Annotated in this window: 19 protein-coding genes; 14 read left to right on the plus strand and 5 right to left on the minus strand. The window is 53.5% G+C overall.

Annotated elements, in window-relative coordinates:
* Positions 1-77: 77 nt before the first annotated feature.
* The 5 genes from aroE to CVU69_00780 all read right to left on the minus strand — a co-directional run bounded on the left by aroE (position 78) and on the right by CVU69_00780 (position 6803).
* Positions 78-932: a shikimate dehydrogenase gene (aroE, locus tag CVU69_00760; GenBank protein PKN13736.1), complete on the minus strand. Its 855-nt coding sequence runs from the start codon at positions 930-932 to the stop codon at positions 78-80.
* Positions 933-1901 (minus strand): riboflavin biosynthesis protein RibF, encoded by a 969-nt coding sequence (locus CVU69_00765; GenBank protein PKN13737.1) that lies wholly within the window; start codon positions 1899-1901, stop codon positions 933-935.
* Complete coding sequence (gene rnr, locus CVU69_00770) at positions 1898-4144, minus strand: ribonuclease R (GenBank protein PKN13738.1); 2247 nt, start codon at positions 4142-4144, stop codon at positions 1898-1900. Before rnr ends, CVU69_00765 begins: the two co-directional genes overlap by 4 nt.
* On the minus strand, positions 4141-5193 hold the full coding sequence (locus CVU69_00775) for a hypothetical protein (protein PKN13739.1): 1053 nt from the start codon (positions 5191-5193) through the stop codon (positions 4141-4143). Before CVU69_00775 ends, rnr begins: the two co-directional genes overlap by 4 nt.
* Before the next feature lie 263 nt (positions 5194-5456).
* Positions 5457-6803: a DUF1015 domain-containing protein gene (locus tag CVU69_00780; GenBank protein ID PKN13740.1), complete on the minus strand. Its 1347-nt coding sequence runs from the start codon at positions 6801-6803 to the stop codon at positions 5457-5459.
* A 226-nt stretch (positions 6804-7029) separates the two neighbouring features.
* Here CVU69_00780 and CVU69_00785 point away from each other — a divergent pair, with 226 nt between their 5' ends.
* From CVU69_00785 to CVU69_00850, 14 genes are all read left to right on the plus strand, one after another.
* Positions 7030-8523, plus strand: a complete 1494-nt coding sequence (locus CVU69_00785) for a hypothetical protein (protein PKN13741.1) — start codon at positions 7030-7032, stop codon at positions 8521-8523.
* On the plus strand, positions 8513-9868 hold the full coding sequence (locus CVU69_00790; GenBank protein PKN13742.1) for a hypothetical protein: 1356 nt from the start codon (positions 8513-8515) through the stop codon (positions 9866-9868). Before CVU69_00785 ends, CVU69_00790 begins: the two co-directional genes overlap by 11 nt.
* Before the next feature lie 278 nt (positions 9869-10146).
* Entirely contained in the window at positions 10147-10590 is a 444-nt protein-coding gene (locus CVU69_00795; GenBank protein PKN13743.1) for a hypothetical protein, read from the plus strand.
* Entirely contained in the window at positions 10569-11534 is a 966-nt protein-coding gene (locus tag CVU69_00800; protein PKN13744.1) for a hypothetical protein, read from the plus strand. The genes CVU69_00795 and CVU69_00800 overlap by 22 nt, the downstream gene beginning before the upstream one ends.
* 18 nt (positions 11535-11552) lie before the next feature.
* Positions 11553-12104, plus strand: coding sequence for a hypothetical protein (locus CVU69_00805; protein PKN13745.1), 552 nt, complete (start codon positions 11553-11555; stop codon positions 12102-12104).
* 2 nt (positions 12105-12106) lie between these two features.
* Complete coding sequence (locus CVU69_00810; GenBank protein PKN13746.1) at positions 12107-15961, plus strand: hypothetical protein; 3855 nt, start codon at positions 12107-12109, stop codon at positions 15959-15961.
* Positions 15962-15973: 12 nt separating this feature from the next.
* The gene (locus tag CVU69_00815) at positions 15974-16939 is read left to right on the plus strand and encodes a hypothetical protein (GenBank protein ID PKN13747.1); all 966 of its coding nucleotides are present in this window, start codon (positions 15974-15976) and stop codon (positions 16937-16939) included.
* A gap of 13 nt (positions 16940-16952) precedes the next feature.
* Positions 16953-17411: a hypothetical protein gene (locus CVU69_00820; protein PKN13748.1), complete on the plus strand. Its 459-nt coding sequence runs from the start codon at positions 16953-16955 to the stop codon at positions 17409-17411.
* Positions 17412-17625: 214 nt separating this feature from the next.
* Positions 17626-18081: a hypothetical protein gene (locus tag CVU69_00825; protein PKN13749.1), complete on the plus strand. Its 456-nt coding sequence runs from the start codon at positions 17626-17628 to the stop codon at positions 18079-18081.
* A 41-nt stretch (positions 18082-18122) separates the two neighbouring features.
* On the plus strand, positions 18123-18656 hold the full coding sequence (locus CVU69_00830) for an NADPH-dependent 7-cyano-7-deazaguanine reductase QueF (protein ID PKN13750.1): 534 nt from the start codon (positions 18123-18125) through the stop codon (positions 18654-18656).
* Between the two features lie 100 nt (positions 18657-18756).
* The gene (locus CVU69_00835; protein PKN13751.1) at positions 18757-20133 is read left to right on the plus strand and encodes a Fis family transcriptional regulator; all 1377 of its coding nucleotides are present in this window, start codon (positions 18757-18759) and stop codon (positions 20131-20133) included.
* A 588-nt stretch (positions 20134-20721) separates the two neighbouring features.
* Entirely contained in the window at positions 20722-20940 is a 219-nt protein-coding gene (locus tag CVU69_00840; GenBank protein PKN13857.1) for a pilus assembly protein, read from the plus strand.
* A gap of 46 nt (positions 20941-20986) precedes the next feature.
* A complete protein-coding gene (locus CVU69_00845; protein ID PKN13752.1) occupies positions 20987-21385 on the plus strand; it encodes a hypothetical protein in 399 nt (132 codons plus the stop codon).
* Positions 21386-21455: 70 nt separating this feature from the next.
* On the plus strand, positions 21456-22244 hold the full coding sequence (locus tag CVU69_00850) for a hypothetical protein (protein ID PKN13753.1): 789 nt from the start codon (positions 21456-21458) through the stop codon (positions 22242-22244).
* Positions 22245-22247 lie beyond the last annotated feature (3 nt).

Consider the following 22247-nt stretch of genomic DNA (forward strand, 5'->3'; position numbering starts at 1 on the left):
AGCCGCGTTGTATAGTATCGACTCGGGGGGAGAGGGTCAAGCCAAAAAAAGAAATTTTCCCTTGTAGATTGAGAGAGTTAAAAATTTAAAGCGGCCTTCATCACCCCGCCGGGAGGGACCAGCCCTGTCCAGAGAGAAAAGGCGGCTTCACCTTGCGCAATCAGCATGCTGCGACCATCAGCGGCGCGGTGACCGGCGCTTTCTCCCTGGCGGACTAACGGCGTACTCGCCGTTGTCCGGCTGTAGACCATATCAAAGATCAGGGCTGAAGGTTTCAGGCCGGCAATGATGGCAGACGGGAAGGATTCTCCGGCTAAACCGAGCGCTGAGGTATTGACGAGGAGGTCGGCCCGGCCGAGAAAATCGCCGGTATGGAGGGCATCAAGGCTGGTTGCCATCATCTGGCAGGCAGGAAATTCCGTGCAACAGCTCGCGATCAAGTCGACCGCCCGATCGGGAGTCCGATTTGCAACGACAACCGTTGTCGCGCCGGCTTGCGCCAAAGCAATAAGGGCGGCCCGCGCTGCGCCGCCGGCACCGATTAGCAGCACTTCTTTGTGCAAGGGTGAAAAGTCAAGGGTGTCGCGTAACGCCTGCAAGAAACCGGGGGCATCGGTATTGTAGCCGATCAGGCGCCCCTCGCGATTAACGACAGTATTGACAGCGCCGATGCGTTGCGCCGCCGGATCGATTTCGTCCAGCAAGGGGATGATGCGCTCTTTGTGCGGGACAGTCACACTGAGTCCTGCAATTTGGAGCGCCCGCACTCCGGCTACCGCCGTGGCAAGCTGCTCAGGGACAACATGAAAAGGGACATAAATGCCGTTGATTCCCACAGCGGTGAGGGCGGCATTGTGCAATTGCGGCGACAAGGAGTGGGAAACCGGGTCACCGAGGATTGCAAAGACCTTGGTTGTGCCTTGAACAATCATTTAGTTCTCTCCTTGTTCGGAATCTTCCTGATATTCAATCACCTGCGCGTGGCAAAGGATTTGCCGGGCACGGATGATGTCGCACTGAATGGCCGCACAGAGTTCGGGGACGCCGGCAAAGCGCATTTCCTCCCGTAAACGTTGCACAAAGTAGAAGCGTAAAGTTTCACCGTAAAGATTCGGTTGTCCATCGAGGAGGTGGACCTCCACAGTCAGTTCATTTTCACCAAAGGTCGGGTTTTTGCCGATGTTGGCGACGCCGTCGAGCAGCGCCGCCCCGTGCTGGACTTTGACGGCATAAACCCCTGCTTTGGGGAGAAGTTCCTTCCCTGTGTGCAGGTTGGCAGTCGGGAAGCCGAGTTTCCGGCCCCGGCCGGCGCCATGGATGACCTCTCCTTCCAGGGTAAAGTGCCGGCCGAGAAGTGATGCCGCCGATTCCACGTCCCCCTCGAGCAGAAGTTGACGGATTCGTGTCGAGCTGTAGACATCCTGATTTTGCTTGATCGGCGGCAGGACTTCGACGGTGAAGCCGTAGCGTTCGCCGCAATCCTGCAAAAAAATCGCGTCCCCCTGCCGGTCACGACCGAATGCGTAATCGTAGCCGACAATCAAGTGCTTGAGACCCAGGGAACCCAGGAGGATCTCGGTGACAAAGGTGGTTGCCGGCAGCGCTGCCAGGGTGGCCGTAAAGGGGAGGCAGACGAGGAGGTCGATACAAGACGCCGCAATCAGCCGTTCCCGCTCCGCATAGGTATCGATCAACAACGGGGCCCGCTCCGGGGCAAGGAGCTTCAGGGGATGGGGATTGAAGGTAATGACCGTTGCCGTCCCCTGTGCCTGCCGCGCTTCGGCAACGACCCTGCGAAAGATGGCGCGATGGCCGAGATGGACACCGTCAAAATTGCCGATGGTGGCAACGGTATGCCGCGGGACAGCCGTCAATTCCTGGAGGTCGTGAATGATTCTCATCTTCTTTTACGTGATCTTCCCGGACGCTGTTGCTGGCGTTGGGGCGGGGCGACAATGGGGGGGGACATATCGACCGGGGAAAAATCGATCTCACGCCAGTCGGGATTGACGCGCAGCAGTTTGACGCGCATAGCTTCGCCGACGCGCCAGATCTTGCGGCGGCGCTGCCCGGTCAGGGTCTGGTGGAGGGGGTCGAACTCATAAAAATCATCGGTGAGAGTGGCAATCGCGACCAAACCTTCGACAAACCACTGATCAAGTTCGACAAAGAGACCGTAGGACTGCACGCCGGCAACGATGCCGTCGAACTCTTCACCGATCTTATCCGCCATAAAGCGACATTTGTAGAGATTGACCATTTCCCGTTCCGCATCGGTAGCGCGCCGTTCCAGCTTCGACAAAGCCTCGCCGAGGGGGAGAAATTCTTTCTGCCATTCCTGGCGCTGGCGGGGTTCGATCCCGGTTGCTGACTCCAGCAGTTGACAAAGGACGCGATGAACGACCAGGTCGGGATAACGGCGGATCGGCGAGGTGAAGTGACAATAGTGGCTGGCAGCGAGGCCGAAGTGACCGGCATTCTCCGCGGCATAACGGGCTTGCTTCATGCTGCGCAGCACGAGTTGATGAATCGCCCGTCCTTCCGGCGCCGCCGCCGTGGCGGCGAGAAGTTCCTGCAGGGCGCGGGGCAGGGATGCTTCCGCGCCGCCGGCAAAACCATAACCGAGGGGGGCGGTAAATTCCTGGAGTTCGAGCATCTTCTCCAGCTCCGGCTCTTCGTGGATGCGGTAGAGAAAGGGGATTTCTTTATTGGTGAGGAAGTCGGCGACTGCTTCGTTGGCCGCAAGCATGAACTCTTCGATGAGCTTATGCGCTTCATTGCGTTCGCGGCGGATAATATCTTCCGGTTTGCCGCGCAGGTTGACGATAATCTCCGCTTCAGGGAGATCGAAATCGATACTCCCCCGCGCTGTCCGCATCGCTGTCAGGCGTGTCGAAAGCTCCACCATCACCTGCGTCTGCGCCAGGAGATCGACCGGCGCTTCTGCCCCGGCCGCGGCATCGCTGAGCCAGGCATAGACCTGCTCATAGGTAAGGCGGGCGCGACTGCGGATCACCGCCCGATAGAAGCGGGAGTCGAGTCTCTCCCCTTCCGGAGAAAAGAGGATCTCCGCTACCACCGCCAAGCGGTCGACGTCCGCTTGCAGGGAGCAGATGCCGTTACTGAGATGCTCCGGCAGCATAGGCAGGGCACGATCGGGAAAGTAGACGCTGGTGCCGCGCTGGAGCGCTTCCTGGTCGATGACGTCACCAGAGCGCACATAATGACCGACATCCGCAATCGCCACCCAGAGGCGGAATCGCCCGTCCGCTTCGCGCTGGACCGCCACGGCATCGTCAAAATCCCGGGCACTGGCGCCGTCGATCGTCACCAGGGAGAGTTCGCGTAGATCAACCCGGCCACTGATCTCGCTCGGGAGGACGGCAGCGGGGATGGCGTTGGCCGCGTGCATGACGGTTTCGGGAAAGGTGGTGGGGAGATGGTACTTGTAAGCGATGGTGGCGACATCGACGGCCGGATCGTCGGCGGTGCCGAGGATGGAGCTGATCTTTCCGGTCAGGGCGCCGCTGTGGCTGACCTTGCTGCTGATGCGGGCGATGGCGACCTGGCCGGGAAGGATGCCGTTTTCATCCTCTTTTGCGATCAACAGGGGCGGGGCAAAACGCGGGACGATCGGCAGTAAGCGACCACTCGGGGTGCCGGCAACAAAACGGCCGAGAATTTCGGAGCGGCTCCGTTCGACGATGCTGATGACCCGTCCGTCCGGGCGGGCGTCAGCACGGTCACGGCGTTTTTCAATCAGGGTCGTGACCCGGTCACCGTCCATCGCACCGGCGAGGTTTCTGGCGGCGACAAAGATGTCATCGCTCCCTTCCGGCCCGCTGACAAAGCCATAACCGCCGCGTTGGACGCGGATAGGGCCGGTGACGATCCGTTTATTCCAGGGGAAGGTGTAGCGCCGGTCTTTGCGCTGTTCAAGAATCTCCTCCCCGACCCAACGATCGAGAGCCCGCAGCGTTGCCTGGCGGGCGGCGCGATCAAGAAGGGGGAAAGCATCAAGGATTTCGCGCCCGCTCAGCGACCGGGCCGGCGCGCGTTGCAGCAGAGTGAGGATCTCTGCCATCGGGACGACACTTTCCCCTTCGAGCTCGCGATGATGCGGGGCGTTGCGGTTCCGCTTCAAGGATTGCCTGCCGACGGTGCCGACGGGCCAGGGATCACCCCTTTTGCCCAGAGATGTTTACCGAACTTCCAGTAACCGCCTACGTTGCAGAGGCGGGCATCGCTGGCGGCATCGACGACCACCACCTGGCCGTTAATCAGCGGTTGCAGATATTTGGCGAGAACAACGCCGCCACCGCCGGTCAGGACGATGGTATCCATATCCCAATCGTCGGCCCAGAGCCGGTCAATTTCGTTGGCGACCGAACTGGCGAGTTGGCCAAAGACCTGTTCGGTCAAAGATTTTAGTTCGTATTCTTTACCACGGATACGGATCGAGCCGCGATCTACCGCTTCATGCAGGCGATAAAGCTCGATATTCACCCCGCTCTTTTCCCTCAGTTTGGTGGCAATGATGTTGAAAGCCCGGGCAATCCCTGAATCAGTGGTGCGGCTCCCCCTTTCTGAATAGCGCATCTTGTCTGAAACCGTATAGTCCGAGGTACGAAAACCGATATCGACGATGCCGATCTTCTCTTTGACCAATCGTTTGTCGCCGACCTCGCCGAGATCGTTGAGCATGAGATTGAAGAGGGAACCAAAGGGCTGGGGGATGACTTTTACTTTATTGATTTTGATCGATTTTTCTTCCCGCTTGCCGTTACCGTCAGTCAAAAAGACCCGATGCTCGCCGCTCAGTAAGGTCGCCAGTTCATCCTTGTACTGTTTGTAGTAACCGATCGGCAGTCCGGTCACGAGATTGACCGGGATAAAACCGTTCACCAGTCGGGCCGCTGCCGCCAGGGCCAGGTATTTGATGAAACGGGAGACAAATTGCTCCTGATCCAGGGTGAAAAAGCGGACATTGCTTTGCCGTTCGGCCAAATCGCCGATAAAGAGCGAGCGGCCGTCGATTTCAAGCTGCATGTGCTCATCCGCAGGGGCATCAAGGATCGATCCCTGAAACTGCAAATCGGTCGCTTCGCCGAGGACCGACTTAAAGATGACGGACCGATTGCCGTCTGTGGCTTTGGTAAAGCCGAAACCGATATCAATGGCAAGAATATCCATAAATAACTCCTTGTTATGAGGCGCCGCATGCGGCGCCCGCTTATGTTCGTCTGAACGTCCCCTAAGCCGGACAAGCCGGAACCAAACAGGAAAAACAAAGACAATTTCACACGGATCAAATCGGATAACTTCGGATAAAAGCGGATGATACCTTTTTTTCTGTTCAATCAGATTTTTATCAGATTCTATCCGAAGTTATCCGTGTGAAACGGTTTTGCTTTTCCAGCTTTACTCACAAATGTAAAGACTTAAATCATAAGAGACTAATCGTGCGCGTAAATCACCAATCCCGACAATAGCTTGGGGTAAAAATAAGTCGATTTCTGCGGCATCTTCTCTCCGGCATTCGCCACATCCCGGACCTCGTTCATCCGCGTCGAATTAAGGAGAAAAGCAAGTTGTCCTTCGCCTCGGTCGATCTGGGCAAAGGGTTCGTTAAAACCGTTGCAGTAGCGAAGATTGCTTTGTGCTTCCTGCGCCTGCGCCGTGATCTGAAGGTATTGCTCCAGAATCAGGCGGTGGAGAATTGAGACATCAAGGGTGCGCAGGACCGATGGCGTGCGGGGATCAAAGAGCTGATCCATGCGCTTTTCATTCTTCAGAGTCAAGGACAGGAACCGTCCGTTGCCAAGATAAAGTCCAAGGGTGCGGCGATCTTGTCCCGCGGCGGCAAGACGCTGTTGTAATCCTCCCAAAGCGGCGCAGTCAGAGGTGTTGATGGTTTCTTCGCTGACCAGAAAGTCGTCGGTGAGCTTCTGTACAAAATCATCGACAGAAAAGTCGTCCAGACTGTGGATGACGCGGTGGATCGGCAGAATCGTTATTCCTTGATCTTCCATATTGGCAAAGTACATCAGGACGTAGTTGAATGCTTCCTTGCCGGAAAAGCCGGGGTGTGCCGCCCGCATCTCGTCCCGATACTTGAGTGATGTTTCATAACGATGATGACCATTGGCAATAAAGAGTGGTTTGTTTTCGAGCAGGTCTTTGACTCTGTGGACAAAGGAGGAGTCATCGACCGGCCAGAGACAGTGGCGGACACCCTCGTCATCGTCGATAGCCAGCGCCGGAGTGGTGTTTTTGAACTGCTGGCCGAGGGATTCGAGGGCGCAGCTGGGATCGGCATAAAGGGAGAAGATCGGGCTGAAATTCGCCTGGCAGGCGCGGGTGAGGAGGAGGCGGTCCACCTTTGGCCCGGCTAACGTCTTTTCGTGCGCTTTAACCACGCCGGAGGAGAAATCTTCGAGACGGCTCAGAGCGATGAAGCCCTTGCGAGTGACAGTGCTGCCGTCCTCAAGAGTATAGGTCTGGTCGTAGAGATACAGGCATGGCTCATCGTCACGCGCCAGCACCCCCTGCTGCTGCCAGGCGCCAAAGTCGGCCGCAGCGCGACTGTAGCGATTGATTTCGGCATTATCGTCAAGGTCGGTTCTGCCAAGAATCAGCCGGACAATATTGAAAGGGCTGCGTTTGTAAAGATGCTCTTGCAGGGCAGGGGAGATGACATCGTAAGGGGGGGCCATGACTGCGGCGGGATCGCCGATCTGGTTTAAATTGTAGCGCAACGCACGGAAAGGGACGATCTTGGCCATATTTGATTTGCCCCGCATTGGATATAATTGCTCGACAATATACGGAAGTCTCCTTTCTCCTTCAAGGGAAATCTGCGAACAGACTTGCCGCTGACCATGCAGATTTTCTTGCCGAGAACAGGGATTTTCGGCATAGTGTTAAAGTTCCATTAACTATCTGAATTCACAACGGCCATCATGCTATCAACGGACGCGCGAATAAACACCATCCCCTTTTCCTTTCCGCGGATTGTCTGGCCGGCGCATGGCTAGGCCGGTCGGCCTCCGCGCCGAGATTATCATCAATCTTGCACTGCTGATGGCCGCCGCCCTCCTCTTTGTCAGCTTTCTCCTGTTGCGCTTGACCGAGCGTGAGCTGCTGCAAGAGCGCCTGCGTCACTTGCAAAATATCATGGAGGTCCTTTCCCGGAAAGACAGTCTCACTGCCTCGGAAAGTTTTCTCCACGGCGAGCTGCAGCGACTTATCCCCTCGAATGCCAACATCCTCACCCTCCTCCTGACCGATCGCAACCTTAATCCCCTTGAGCCGGTAACGGCTGCAGATGATGTCGACAGCGGCGAATTGCGGCAGGTTGTGATAACCGGGGAAACCTCCGTCAAGCTCCGCTATGATTCTCTTTGGCTCCCTGGCGGCAGCTCTGTGGAGAATGTTGCGGTCATTACCGTCCCGCTCTTTGACCGTCAACAGCTCGTTGCCCTGGTACAGGCCCGTTTCTCTCTGACGGACATTCGCCAGCGCATCGTAGCCGCCCGGCACATCGTTCTGATTTATGTTGCTCTTTATGGGGGGGTTCTCCTCATCTTTGGTATTTACTTGCTCGGCCGCACCGTCGTCACTCCGATCCGACGTTTGATGACAGCCAGTGGTCGGGTGGCTGCCGGCGATCTCGATCAACTCCTCGATCTCAAGGGCGGTCCCCGGGAAATCCTCGAAGTCGCAGATTCTTTCAACACCATGCAGGAAGCCCTCAAGACCAGTCGGGAAGAGACGCGCGCAACCATCCGTTCGCTGGAACAAGCCAATCAAACCTTGCAGGAGACCCGCGATGAATTGTTGCGGGTCGAGCGTATGGCTTCTGTCGGGCACCTCGCTGCCGGTATGGCGCACGAAATCGGCAACCCCCTGGGGGCGGTGATCGGCTATCTGGAACTGTTAAAGAGCGACGTCCTCGTTGGTCTGCCCCGGGATCTTGTCGACCGTGCCGCTATTGAAGCCTCCCGCATCGATCGTCTGGTCAGGGATTTGCTCGATTATGCCGCCCCGGCCGGCAACGTTCCCGAGACCCTTGATCCGGCCGAGGTCTTTGCTGAAGCGCGTGATCTGCTTCTGCATCAAGGGATTTTCGAGCATCTTCGCCTTTGTGACCACCTGCCGTTATCTCTTCCTTTGGTGCGGATAGGCAGACACCGTTTGATCCAGGTACTGGTTAATTTTCTGCTGAACGCCCGGGATGCGTCCCCCGCCGGCGGGGAGATTCGTCTGGCCGGCGGTGAAGATGGGGATTTTGTCTGGCTGGCGGTGGGCGATCAGGGGACGGGGATTGCCGCGGAAGATCTGAGCCATCTCTTTGATCCCTTCTTTACCACCAAAGCGCCGGGAAAAGGGTGCGGTCTCGGCCTCTCGGTCAGTCACCGCATTGCCAGCGATGCCGGTGGGCACATTGAGATCCGCTCGGCGGCCGGGGAAGGTTCGGAATTTATCTTATGGCTGAAGAAGGTGACAAACGATGAAACCTGAACTGGAAAAGATTCTCATCATCGATGATGAAGCCTCCCTGCGTCATATGTTGCGCATCGTCCTTGAGCGCGAAGGGTATCAGGTCAGCGACGCCGCCAACGGGTTGGAAGCGCTTGCCCTGATGGATCAGGAACCCTTCGATCTCCTCCTTTGTGATGTCCGCATGCCGGAGATGGACGGTCTCGCCTTTCTCCGCACCGCGATCAAGCGAGCGCCGGTGTCCACGGTCATCATGATGAGTGCTTACGGCACCCTCGACTCGGCGATCGCCTGCATGAAGGAAGGGGCTTACGACTACATTGCCAAACCCTTTAAACCTGACGAGATCATTCTGACCTTGCGCAAAGCCGAAGAACGGTTCCGTTTGCTGCGGGAAAACGCTGTGTTGAAAGAAAAGTTGTCCCGCAGCGGTACGCCGCCGACTCTTGTTTTCCGGAGCGACGCCATGCAGGAGATCTTTTCGCTGGTGCAAAAAGTCGCGTCATCGTCGTCGCCGGTGCTGATTACCGGCGAAACCGGCACCGGCAAGGAGTTGGTCGCCCGAGCTTTACATGCCGAAGGGGACAGGAAAAACGGACCATTTGTGGCGGTGAATTGCAGCGCCATCTCGCCGACGCTGATCGAGAGTGAACTCTTTGGCCACGCCAAGGGGGCCTTCACCGGTGCCGAGCGCGAGCGCTCGGGCCTCTTTGCCGCCGCCCATCGCGGTACCCTTTTTCTCGACGAAATCGGCGAACTTCCCCTCGAATTGCAGCCGAAGTTGTTGCGGGTGTTGCAGGAAGGTGAAATCCTGCGCGTCGGTGAGACCCAGCCCCGCCGGATCGATGTCCGGGTGGTAGCTGCCACGGCCCGTAACGTGCGAGATGAGGTTGCGAAAGGAAGCTTTCGGGAAGATCTTTTTTACCGGTTGGCCGTGGTCGAGATCCAGATCCCGCCGCTACGCGATCGCCGCGAGGATATCCCCGAACTGACCCGATACTTCCTGGCACGGATTGCCGGACGGGAAGGGCGGAAGCCCCCCGTGCTGTCTGCCGAATGCCAGGAAACGCTTTCCGGATACCCTTGGCCTGGCAATGTGCGCGAGCTGGAGAATTTCATGGAGAAGACGATGATTTTCAACCGCGGTGACGTTATTGCGAGTAGCGATCTCCCCGGCGAATTGCGCCGCCGCGCACGGGGCGAAAGGGATGATTTGTCGCTGAAGAATGCTGTGGGAAGAATGGAGCGTGAATATATCAGTAAAGCCCTGGCGGTCACCGGCGGCAATCAGACGCAGGCGGCCAAATTGCTGGAGATCAGTTTGCGGGGGATGTTGTACAAGATGAAGGAGTACGGGCTGGAGTGATGGCAGGCTGACATAAAGCAAGGGAAGATTTCAGATTTTATGCTTCCCTCCTTTGTTAAAAAGGGGCTGGGGGTGGTAGGGTGCCAGCTTGAAAGTCAGCAGGTCGAAGTAAGAAGCAAAATTTGCGTTCAATCTATGCAAAAATTGCATTATCATGACCAGACATATTTTCAGAAAAAGTTAATATCTTGTAATTAATAAGTTTTCCCGTTCTCTCTGTCTGGCGCGCTTGTTGCAAATAGCTTTTGCAAGAACAAACATCGGTAAGGATAACTGCCATGACCCCTAATGTCGTAGAAAACCAAGCTGGATTCTCTCTGGTTGAACTGCTGGTTGCAGTGACCATCTTCGCGGTCGGTCTCCTCGCAACTGCCAGTATGCAGATAACAGCTCTGCAATCCAATGCCGGCGCCCATAAAATGACTACCGTCAATGCCGCTGCGGCCGGGATCATGGAAGAGATTCTCACCTGGTCGTCGGATGATCCCAGGCTCGTCGATGTTGCCGGGAATCCTCATCTCTGGGATTTTGATCCCACGACAGCCGGGATTAATCCTTTAACTGTACAGGGTGGTGGGAATTTTAACGCCCAATACACGGTGTCGATTGATGATCCGATTGAGAACGTCTCAACAATTACTCTGGAAATCTCTTCATCCGGTGGTCTCACCTCGTGGGGCGGAAATAACCGGACTTTGACATGCTTGAGGAAAACCCAATGAGCAGCGGGCGCGGAGGCAGAATGCGGACAAACAGTCGGGGATTCTCATTGGTAGAGCTTCTCGTGGTGATGACAATCTTTGGGGTTATGTCCACGGTTATTCTTAATTTATATGTCAATGTTGTGCGGTCGACGACCTCATCCGAGGAAGTGGTCGAGGTGCAGCAAGGGCTGCGGATAGCACTTGATCAAGTGGCTCGTGATATCCAGATGGCCGGTTTCTTAATTCCGACTGCGGCGCCGATTACGGATGCCGGCGCTAGCCAGATCACGATGATGACGGCCTCGGCTTTCAATTCCTTTGCGCGTATCGACGCCCCCGGTGGCGCTAATACGGCGACCAAGTTCGCGGCAGGAGATCCTGACGGTGTCACCATTAATGTTGCTAACGCTGCCATGGCGCGGCTTTTTACTGAAGATTCTTCTTTTGTCCGTATTGTCAATCCGTTGTCAGGCGATCAGATTGGCGCTTTTTTAGTGGTAGGTGTGAATACTCCCGCGCCGCCACTTATTTCCTCTCTGCGCCTTGAACCATTGGCGACCCCGCTTGTTGATCTCAACTTTGTGCCCGGTGATATGATCGTACAGGTGCCCAGTCCTGCTAATGATGCAACTTATCCCAATGTCGTGACCTATCAGTTGGAAGATGATCCTGCCAGCTTAGACCCAAACATGATGGTGTTGTGCAGGATATGGCGGACAGGTTTACCTGCCCTCACCATAGCCAATCGGAACACAAATGAAAGGATTATCGCGACAAATGTCTCGGGTCTGAGTTTTGAATATCTTATGGATGACGGCACAGTCGAGACAGCGGTGGTGGCAAGTCGACGGGATGAAATTGTCGGGGTAAGGATCTTACTTACCGGTTTGACCGAAGACGCTAAAACCAGGGGGAGCAAGATCCGTGAATTGCAGACGACTGTAAAAATTCGTAACATTTAAAGCTAAAAGGAGGCGTCGATGATGCCGGTTGCAGTAAACAGAAGAAAAACCGAGACAAGGAAATCAACTTGCAGCGTGGTCGGGAATCAGCGCGGTGCCGCCTTGATTCTGGCGATCGTCATGCTGGTGATTTTGAGCATTCTCGGTTCAGTCGTCCTGATGTCCAGCGGAACCGAAATGAAGGTCTCAGGGAATTATCAGGTTGCCAAACAGACTTTCTGGGTTGCAGATCGCGCCGTTGAGTATGCCACCAGCCGTAATATTCTCATGACCATGGGGTCCGAGGTTGATCTGATGACAGCGGATAGTGGTGTGCACAAAACGCGCATCGAAGCGGCTGGAGGCGGAGTCTTGACTGAGGGTGTTATTCGCGATCTTGGACCTGGCGACCTGCCGGCCAAGATTGCCGAGGCTTATGGCACCGATTTCGGCGCCAACTTTTACCAGGTTTCGGTGACCGCCAAACAAAAAGATGAACCGAATGCGGCAGAAGTTCACATTGATACATCTATTGTGCGCATTTTCAAGAATGATAATGACAGTATCTACTTAACCACGGGTGGAGGTTGATTATGAAACGCTCAGGTTTATATTTTTTTGCAGTATTGCTTGTCTTTCTGATGACAGTATCCAAAACAGCATTTGCCGGATGGGATACCTACATCGGCGATGCAGCCATCTATTCGGCGATCGATACTGGTTCCAATCGTCCTAAACCCCATGTCCTCTTCTTGATCGATACCAGTAAGGCGACAGTCGAAAGCAAGGCCATTGGGGTAAAGTATGACCCCGACACTCCCTATGATGGGGCTTATCTAAAGTGGGCCGTCTATCCTGCCAGTCAGCAAGGGACCTTTGCAACGAATAAGAGTGAGATCGTCAATACAACGTCAGCCTTGGAATTGATATCTTGTACGTCTATAAAGAATGTTTTATTGGCCAGTGGCACCTACTCAGGGTCAGGGACGACCGCAGAACCTAATTTAAGTGGTGGTGCCTGTGCCTATGCTAACAAGGGCGCGTCCTATGCCCTGGGTAATTATCTGAATTATCTCAGTTCGAGCAGTGAGGGCAGTGCAGCTGCCGCCGGCACGAATGTCGTTAAAAAGGTCTATACATGCAGCGTGACGAGAAAGACCGGCAGCCCTAAGACGGTCACTGTGACGAATGGCTGCGTCGGGACATTTCTATTCTCCGGTACAACCACCCATACCTCTGATGCCAGCACTGAACCTCTGGTCGGTGTAAACTGGCAGACCGTTTGGACACAGACCAGTGGAGGGTGTCTTGCCAGTGCATCGCCGACCTATTGCTCTGCAACCTCATCTCCCGTGGCAACGACTGTCGATGCTGCAATTCCGGCCTGGACGACAGGAGTTACTTACATTCCGAGTGGCACAACCGCTTTTGCCGGCGGGACTCCCCGGGAGCTGATCTATAATGCGTTAGCGAACGTTGTCGATGGGGCCCGCTTTGCGGTCAAGTTCGGCGCCATGACCTACAATCCCAATAACCAGGGGGGTAAGGTGATTTATGGCATGGACGATTTAAGCGATAATACGAAATTTAATAACTTCAAGCTTGCCCTGCCGCGGATGTCCCTACCCCCTGCAACTCCTGTCCCTATCGGTGCGGATTATATTAATGCCGGTCCTCAGAGACCTCAGGCAGAGGCGCTCTTTGACGCTGGCTACTATATGGGGGCCAAATACCCAACCTCCGGGACAATTGCTGCGAATGCCGTCTTCCCTTTGCCGAACGCGACCTTTACGCGACAAAGTATCGGCTCGACGATGGCAAATACATATTTAGATAGCAATAAAAACCCCTGTCAATATAACCATATCATCCTGATCACCATCGGTCTTCCCAATGCAGAGGCAACAAACGGGCCTTATAAAAATCTTGTCGATTCAGACGGTGATGGGAGAGCAGACGAAACGGTTTACGGTGCCGGGACTCATTATATGGATGATGTTGCTGCCTTTCTATACAAACAGGAGAATATTGTCACACACACGGTTCTGGCCTTTCAGATGAGCGATCCTCTGACTGCAAGGACTGCAGAGGTAGGTGGAGGGCAATTTTATAATGTCTACAATGCGAACACTTTGGCCAAAGCGTTGACCGAACTGCTCGCAAATATTGTTCTTGAAGCAGATACCTCCTTCGTGGCTCCGGTCGTTCCGGCCAGTAGCACCAACCGGACGATCAGTAGTAATCGCGTCTATCTCGGACTCTTTAAGCCCCAGAGCAATAAACCCTGGCTCGGCAATCTTAAAAAATATGGGGTGAGCAGTAACCTCGAACTCCTTGATCGGGCTGGTAATCCTGCAACGAACGCCGATGGAGATTTTATCCTTTCAACCAAATCATATTGGGGATCTGATCCTAATAATTCTGATAAAATTATGTCGTTCGATGGCCTGTTGCCATTAACTGATGGAGGAGTGAGCGGTGATGGCGGAAATGTCTCCGCCGGTGGAGCAGGAGGGAGTCTTAAGGTTAAACTGATATCAGGCGGAACCCGTAATATTTATACACGCCCGATCGGCTCAACTTCAACGGCATTGACGAATAGTCAAAATGCATTTTCTCTAGGGAATTCGCTCATAACAGACGACGATTCGAGCCTTGATCTCGACACTGCCGCAGAGAGGGATAAACTGATTAAGTATGTTTCCGGTTATGACGGTTATGATGAAAATCAGGATGGGAATACGAATGAGATACGCGACTGGCCCTTCGGTGATATCCTCCATTCAAAACCGCTCGTTGTAAATTACAGTCGCTTTACCACGGATCAGGAGTCAGACTGTGCGGTGAACAAATCGATGATTTATGTTGGTGCTAACGATGGAATGCTCCACGCGATTAAAGATTGTAACGGTGAAGAAGCCTGGAGTTATATCCCGGAAACATTGCTGCCGAAGTTGAAAAATTTAAAGACTGCACAGCATAATTATTATGTTGATGAATCTGCAACGGCTTATATGCATGATGTTAATGGTGACGGAATTATTGAGGGGAGTGATAAGGTTGTACTTATATTCGGACTGAGGCAAGGCGGAGGGAAAGATACTCTCGATGCTAGCGGGTCGCGCGGAGCCTATTATGCACTAGATGTCACAGATCCTCTGTCACCTGTATGGCTTTGGCGTATTGACAATACGACGGCTGGATTCGGTGAAATTGGTGAAACCTGGGGACAACCGCGAATAACCAAGATGAAGATCGGTACAGGCGATTACTCTGAGAAGGTCGTTGCGTTCTTTGGCGCCGGTTACGACAACAATGAAGATTTACGGTACGGAAACAACAATCTCTTCCCGAACACCACGACAGTGACAACCAGTACTAGCGCCGCGAATAGTAATTCCGGATTCGTCTCTTCGCTCGGCACAGCCAATCAGCTCAATCCAAAAGGCCGTGGTCTTTATGCTGTTGAGGTTGCAACCTTGGTCAAAGACGTTAGTGGTCAATATCAACCGAGCTTTACCAATAGTGGTGTGAAAATATGGGGTTACGATGCCTCAATGAATGCGGCGATGAAGTATTCGTTCCCGTCGGAATTAACAATCCTCGATACAGATGGAAACGGCTTTTCTGACCGGATCTATGTTGGTGATACCGGTGGTCAAATGTGGCGTTTTAACATAGGGTCGACAATAAAAGACGAGTGGACAGCGAAACGGATTTTCAGTGCTAACGGTCCAAGTGATCCAGATGGTGTCGGCCGAAAATTATTTTATAAACCGGCTGTTGCGGTTGTAAAAGGGGTTATCAGTCTTTATTTCGGGACGGGTGATCGTTCCCATCCTCTCAACCGGGCGGTTGTCGACCGTCTCTTTATGGTCAGGGATCGGAACCAGGAGACCGATAGTAATATCAGTATCGGTAATCTGATCAATATGACCTCGAACACGCTGCAAGACAGTAATGCCACAGCAGCAGAGATCAGCACTATCTTGACCTCATTAGACAGCACAACGAACTACGGTTGGTATGTCAACCTTGAGAATACCGGTGAGAAGGTTCTGGCAGCACCTCTAGTCTTTAATAAACAGGTCTTTTATACGACCTACACCTCGTCGCCTGACAATACTTTAGATATCTGTCAGATCGGCAACCTCGGAACCTCCCGCCTTTATCAGATCGACTACGCGACTGCCGAAGCAGTTTACAATCATGATACAACAAACGATGCAACCCTCGGTGCCAATGAGCGCGCCAAAGGGGATGAGGGTAAAGTCCTTCGTAAGTCCGATCGGGTGAAGAATATCGGTATCGGTATCCCCTCTGGTATTGTGACTCTCATCGACGCCAGCGGTAAGGTCAGTCTGATGATCAGCAGTAGTAACCGGGTTGGAAGTTACAAAGCGCCGGATGCCAAGATGATCACGCCGCTATACTGGATAAAATATTAAGGATCGAAATTGATGCAGTTTCCTTTTTCCATCAATAAAAAATGGCTGGTGTTTCTCGCCATCGCCTTACTGGCTATCGTCGGCTTGCTGGTTGCTCGCGGCTGCAAACAGGAAAATAATGCCGCCATCCCGACGGAGAACCCGTCCCGGCTCTCAACCCAACCAGCGACTGCTGCTGCCGGCACTGCCGCGCAGCAGCAGTCGGCGCAACTTGTCCTGTTGCCGGAAAATCCGACTTCCAACGATTTTTTATTGGCAGTTTTCAAGGGGGAATCAGGCCGGGTTAAATATCGCTGGGAGAAAAATGGCGAGACTCTCGATGGCGAGGAGCTGGATCGACTGGCCGTCAAACATCTAACAAAAGGGGCGGTCATAACCGTCTTTGTCGATAATGCCGGGGCAAGCTACAGTGCTTCGGTCGCCATTGGCAATCTCCCGCCGGTCGTGCAGCAGGTCTCCCTTAAAAATCCCGCCATTCATCGCGGTGTCGACATTGAACTGGTCGCCATCGGGGAAGATTCAGATGGGGACGATGTGAATTTTAACTACAAATGGTTTCGTGATGGCAGCCAAATCAATTTTAACGGCGGCTCAACCCTCTCCGGCGATCAATTCAGCCGGGGCGATCAGATTTCCTTTCAAGTCATCCCCTTTGACGGTGTAGAGGAGGGCGCTCCCTACGAAGGGACAGCTATCACCATCCCCAATGCCCCCCCCGTCTTTATTTCTACACCTCCGCTGCAATTTTTATCCGAAACTTACAGATATCAAGCGCAGGCAAAAGATCCCGATGACGATGCGATCACCTATGCGTTGGAAAATCCCCCGCCGGGCATGATCATCGACCGGAAAACCGGACAAATCAACTGGCCCTTGGTTGATTTGTCTGCCGGTGAGTATCGCGTCAGTATTGTCGCTTACGATGCACAAGGACAAAAAGGTTACCAGGAATACAGCTTGACCATGTCACGTCAGTGAGAGGTTTTAATTAATGAACAGAAACAAAGGGTTCACTCTAATTGAGTTGATCGTTGTCCTCGGTATCGTTGGCATCCTGGCCGGGATTTCTATCCCGGGGTTGATTTCCTGGTCGAGGAATGCCAGTTACAAGGAGGCGGCCAATCTGGCTTTGACGGCATTGCGGCAGGCCAAGGGGCAGGCGATCAATCTCAATCAATCGGTCACTGTCCTTTTTACCCTGGATAACAGTGCTGCAAATACCGCGAATAAAATAAAAGTAGGAGCAGGATCTGAAATGCTCTTTAAAAAGGGGATAGAAATTAAACAAGGGTCGTCGTGTGACGTTGCAGACGGTACACTCTCTATAGCCTTCAATCCCACCGGATCCTCTGATGCCGGTTTTATTTGTATCTTTGATGGTACGGTACAAAAATACAGAGTTGGTATTGCGACTCCGAATACCGGGCGGATTTTTCTGGAGAAATTTTAAGGAACATGGAATTAAAATACCGGGCGATGATAGTGGGGGCCAGACAAGTTTCATCTGCTTCGCTCAATTTTGATCTCCGTGCCAACAACCAAGGGCAAAGCAGGTGAGACGTTTGCTTTGCCCTAACATTTAAAACTGCTATAAAGAATTGTAATTTTTCATCAAGCTTTTGAGTTTCACTTGATAGTGTCACACCAGTGGGGGGGGTGCATTAATGAATGGAAGCAAGGGGTTTTCTCTCGTTGAATTGACGGTCGTTATCGGTGTTCTTGGTGTGCTTGTCGCGGTCTCTGTCCCGAATTTTATTGAGTGGACCAGAAACGCGCGCTGTAAGGAAGCGGCGAATTTTAGCTCGATGACGTTGCGACGGGCCAAGGGCCAGGCGATTAATCTTAATCAGCGGGTCAAGGTGGAGTTTGATTTAGAGACCCGTACAGTGATTATGAATGTGGTTGGGGGTCCCATCATTGCGTCCTCGAAAATTTCTGATGGTGTCGGAATTAAAGGCGGGACAACTTGTACAACCACGAGCGGTAAAGTTTCATTTACTTTCAATCCGACGGGTTCATCGAGTAGCGGTTATGTTTGTATCTTCGATGGCCCGATAAAAAAATACAAAGTTGGAGTTGGAACCGCAAATACCGGGCGGATCCGTATTGATAAATTTTAGACGGCGTCACACACTGCTTGGAATAATTACAAGGATTTGTCATGACAATAGATGAAAAAAAACACAGCCGCGCCGAAGCCGGGTTGCAATACCTCGGGAAAGCTGCCGATTATCCGCAGACCTACAGCGTTGAAATCCTCGAAACTTTCGATAACCGCCATCCGCAGCGGGATTACTGGACTTTGCTTGAATGTCTGGAATTCTCCAGCCTCTGCCCGATCACCGACCAGCCCGATTGGGCGACGATCTATATCCGTTATGTGGCGGATCGCAAGATGGTTGAATCGAAGTCGCTCAAACTCTATCTGCACGGTTTTCGTAACCGCGGGGACTTCCACGAAGACGTCATCAATGTCATCCTTGATGATCTGGTCACGGTCATGCAGCCCCGTTATCTGGAGGTGCTGGGGGTCTTCCATCCGCGCGGTGGCATTGCCATCCATCCCTTTGTCAACTGGGGAAGTGTGGCAGCACGCGCCGATGCGCCGGGCCAAAGTTGGGCCGATTATGCCCGCCAGCGCCGCGATAACCTCACTCTCAGCGAAACTCTCGGTAGCGGCCGGCATTTGCGCTGAATAAGGGCCAGGTTAACACCCTCAATCAAAATCCTTCTCCCCCTGTCAGGGGGAGGTCGGGAGGGGTTAGCATTAATTCTTGAATAACGAAAGACCACCCATGGCCGACAAAGCACCCAGCGGACGGATTCTCGTTGTTGATGACGAAGCGAGTCTTCGTGAAGTCCTCACCATCATGCTACAGCGCGAGGGGTATGACGTCGAAACTGCCGCCGATGGGGCGACGGCGCAGGCACTGTTGCGGGAATCCGACTTCGATTTGATCATTAGTGACATCAAGATGCCGAAAATCACGGGTCTTGAACTCCTCCGCTTTGTCCGTGAGCATGCGCCGGAGACGATGATGATCATGATCACCGCCTTTTCAACCAGTGAAGACGCGGTGGAAGCGATGAAGCTCGGCGCTTTTGATTACATTACCAAACCCTTCCGCAACGACGAAATCCGCCTGATTGTCCGCAATGCTCTTGAACGGCGCGCTCTGCGTCAAGAAAATCAGACGCTGCGTCAGGAACTCAGTCAGCGCTACAGCTTTGCCAATATGGTCGGCAAGAGTGAGCCGATGCAGCAGGTTTATGAGCTGATCAGCAAGGTGGCTCCAAGTAAGGCCAATGTGCTGGTGACCGGCGAAAGCGGCACCGGAAAAGAGCTGGTTGCCAAGGCGATTCATTTTAACAGTCCGCGCCGTGATCATCCCTTTGTGCCGGTGAACTGTGGCGCCATCCCCGAGACCCTGTTGGAGAGTGAACTCTTCGGCCACGAAAAGGGGGCCTTTACCGGCGCCAGCGGACAAAAGGCCGGTCTCTTTGAAGTCGCTAACAGCGGCACGATCTTTCTCGACGAAATCGGCGAGCTGCCGGCGAGCATGCAGGTCAAGCTGTTAAGGGTGCTGCAAGAACGGGAGTTTCGCCGCGTCGGCGGCACAAAGGATCTGCCGGTCGATGTGCGGCTGATTGCTGCGACGAATAAAGACCTGGCCACCGAGACCAAAGAAGGACGTTTTCGCGAAGATCTTTATTATCGCCTCAATGTCATCCATATTCCCCTGCCGCCCCTGCGCGAGCGGTCCGAAGATATTCCTCTCCTCATCAATCACTTCTATCAAAGTCACGCCGGCCACGACGTCAAGATCAGTGATGCTGCGCTGCGTCTGCTCCTCGATTACCCCTGGCCCGGCAATATCCGCGAACTGCACAATGTACTGGAGCGCTGCCTGGTTCTCGGTTCTGCCGAGAGTATCGGCGTCGATTGTCTCCCCCCCCAGGTGCGCGACGCAGCCGCCGGGACGTTATTACATGACCTTCCGGAAGACGGCCTCGATCTCGATGCCTATCTTGCTGCTATTGAACGCGAGCTCCTGCTCAAAGCCCTGGAGCGCAGTAACAACGTGCGGACCCGCGCCGCCGAGCTGTTGAAGATGTCTTTTCGCTCGATTCGTTATCGTCTCGCGAAGTTCGGTCTGGATGTTGACGAGTAGGGGGTGCAACCGGGGAGTAGTTTGGTATGGTCAACGGAATTTAATGGCGTTATTAGCCGCGGTGAAGATCTGTTCGCGAACCACCCGGTTGTTGAAAATTAGAGGATCATTTGAATCAGGGCACCCACAAGGGGAGCCCCTACCGAAAAATGAAAATTCGCCGGGTAGGGGCAGGTCTTGTGCCCGCCCGTTTCTCCCCTGGCAAGGTGGTTAGGTTCCCTTAAAGCCTTAAGCTGACAATTTACGGCAGTGCCGGCGCGTAAGGCTGACGTTTATCGGCAGTCAGGGCAAAATCAAGGGCCGGCTGTCCTGTTCTCGGGTCTGGAATGGTGAGAGAACAACGGCTCTAATATTTTTTTCTGCATAAAACTTCGCTTCCAAGCCATCGAAATTTTTATCATCTTCCTGTTTATCTCTCCTAGTCCGGGCAGTTTTGAGGATTTTCTTTCCTTAAAAAAAAATACTTTTCACCCTTGGCATGCGCCCTGCTTATCTGTATAGTCGTCACGCAACAAATTGAAAGAATGCTACCATTCGCCGTCCCATTTACGGGGCATACATCACATCAATGGAGGTTACATCATGAAAATGCTCAAAAAGGGCCAAAAAGGTTTTACCCTCATCGAGCTGCTGATCGTCGTTGCGATCATCGGTATCCTCGCAGCTATCGCTATCCCCCAGTTCTCTTCGTATCGGCAGAAAGCGTATAACAGCGGTGCCACCAGCGACCTGAAGAACATGAAGACCGGCATGGAAGCTTATATGGCTGATAATCAGGAATACCCCGCCGTTCTTGGTCTCTATTAAATTACTGTAGCCCTGGTTTGAACAGGGCATAGAAAAGGAGCTTTTTATGAAAAAGATTCTCATTTTGACGGCAGTTCTTGTTCTTACAGCTTCTAGTTGCTTTGCCGCTGCGGCTACCTCTGCAGACACCTCTAGCATAGATTTTGAGGCAACTGGAGTAGGTAAGACCATGACTGGTGATCGTGAAACTGCTACTGCATCTACCGCACAGATTGGCAAGTGTTCTACTGGCGTAGCTGTGGCTTGGAGTACGTCTACAGCAGGTTATGCCCTGATGACTCAGCATAAAAGCGGCACCAAGGCCTATGGCTCTTCCTACGACAGCACGGCAATTTACCAGTGGAAATCTAATGCAGAGCCTGGCACCGCCGCCTATAACAGCGGGGCATTGACGGCTACTGACACCACTGATTTTACCGATGCCAAAGGTTTTGCACCGATGTAGTTTCTCTTATCAAATTTCAAAAAAACGGGATGTTTCGGCATCCCGTTTTTTTTTAAGGTTAGCCAAAGCCATGACGATTGTTTCTGTGACTTTGAAGGGGATCCTTCGCGACCGGGTTTTGCAGGGGATTCTCGCCGCCGGGGTAGCCTTTCTGGTGATTCCGGCCATCAGCACCCTGTCGATGCGCCAGGTCACCGAGCTGGCGCTGACCCTGTCGCTGTCGCTGGTCTCTTTTATTCTCTTGCTTCTGTCGATTTTCCTTGGCGGGGTTTCCCTGTGGCGGGACGTGGAGCGGCGCTATACGCACAGTGTCCTTACTCTTCCCCGCAGTCGGGCGCGCTACCTGTTAGAGCGCTTTGTTGGCATCGCCCTCTTTCTCCTCGTCTCAATGATCCTGCTGGGACTGATGTTGGTGGTCGTTGTTCTCTTCGTTGCCGGTTCTTACCCCCCGGACCGGCCAATCTCCTGGCTGGCGGTGGTGGCGGCGCTCGGTTTTGATGCCCTTAAATGTACCCTATTGGTGGCCTTTGCAGTCCTATTCTCTTCGGTCAGTACCTCCTTCTTCCTTCCGGTCTTTGGCACTATCGCCATCTATCTTGTCGGTGGCGCCACCCAACAGGCTTATGACTATGTCCTTTCCCCTGCCGGCCAGTCGCTGTCACCGTTGACCCAAAAGCTTGCTGCGGGGTTGTATTATATTCTACCAAATCTTTCCGCCTTCGATCTCAAGATCAATGCCATCTACGCTCTTCCCCTCGATTTTCATGCTCTCGTACTGACCGCTGGCTACGGCCTTATTTATATGGCCTTTGTCCTTATTGTCGCAGCTGCCGTCTATTCCCGCCGGGAACTCGGCTAGGTC

The sequence above is a fragment of the Deltaproteobacteria bacterium HGW-Deltaproteobacteria-4 genome (genome assembly GCA_002841765.1).
Lineage (GTDB): Bacteria > Desulfobacterota > Desulfuromonadia > Desulfuromonadales > UBA2197 > UBA2197.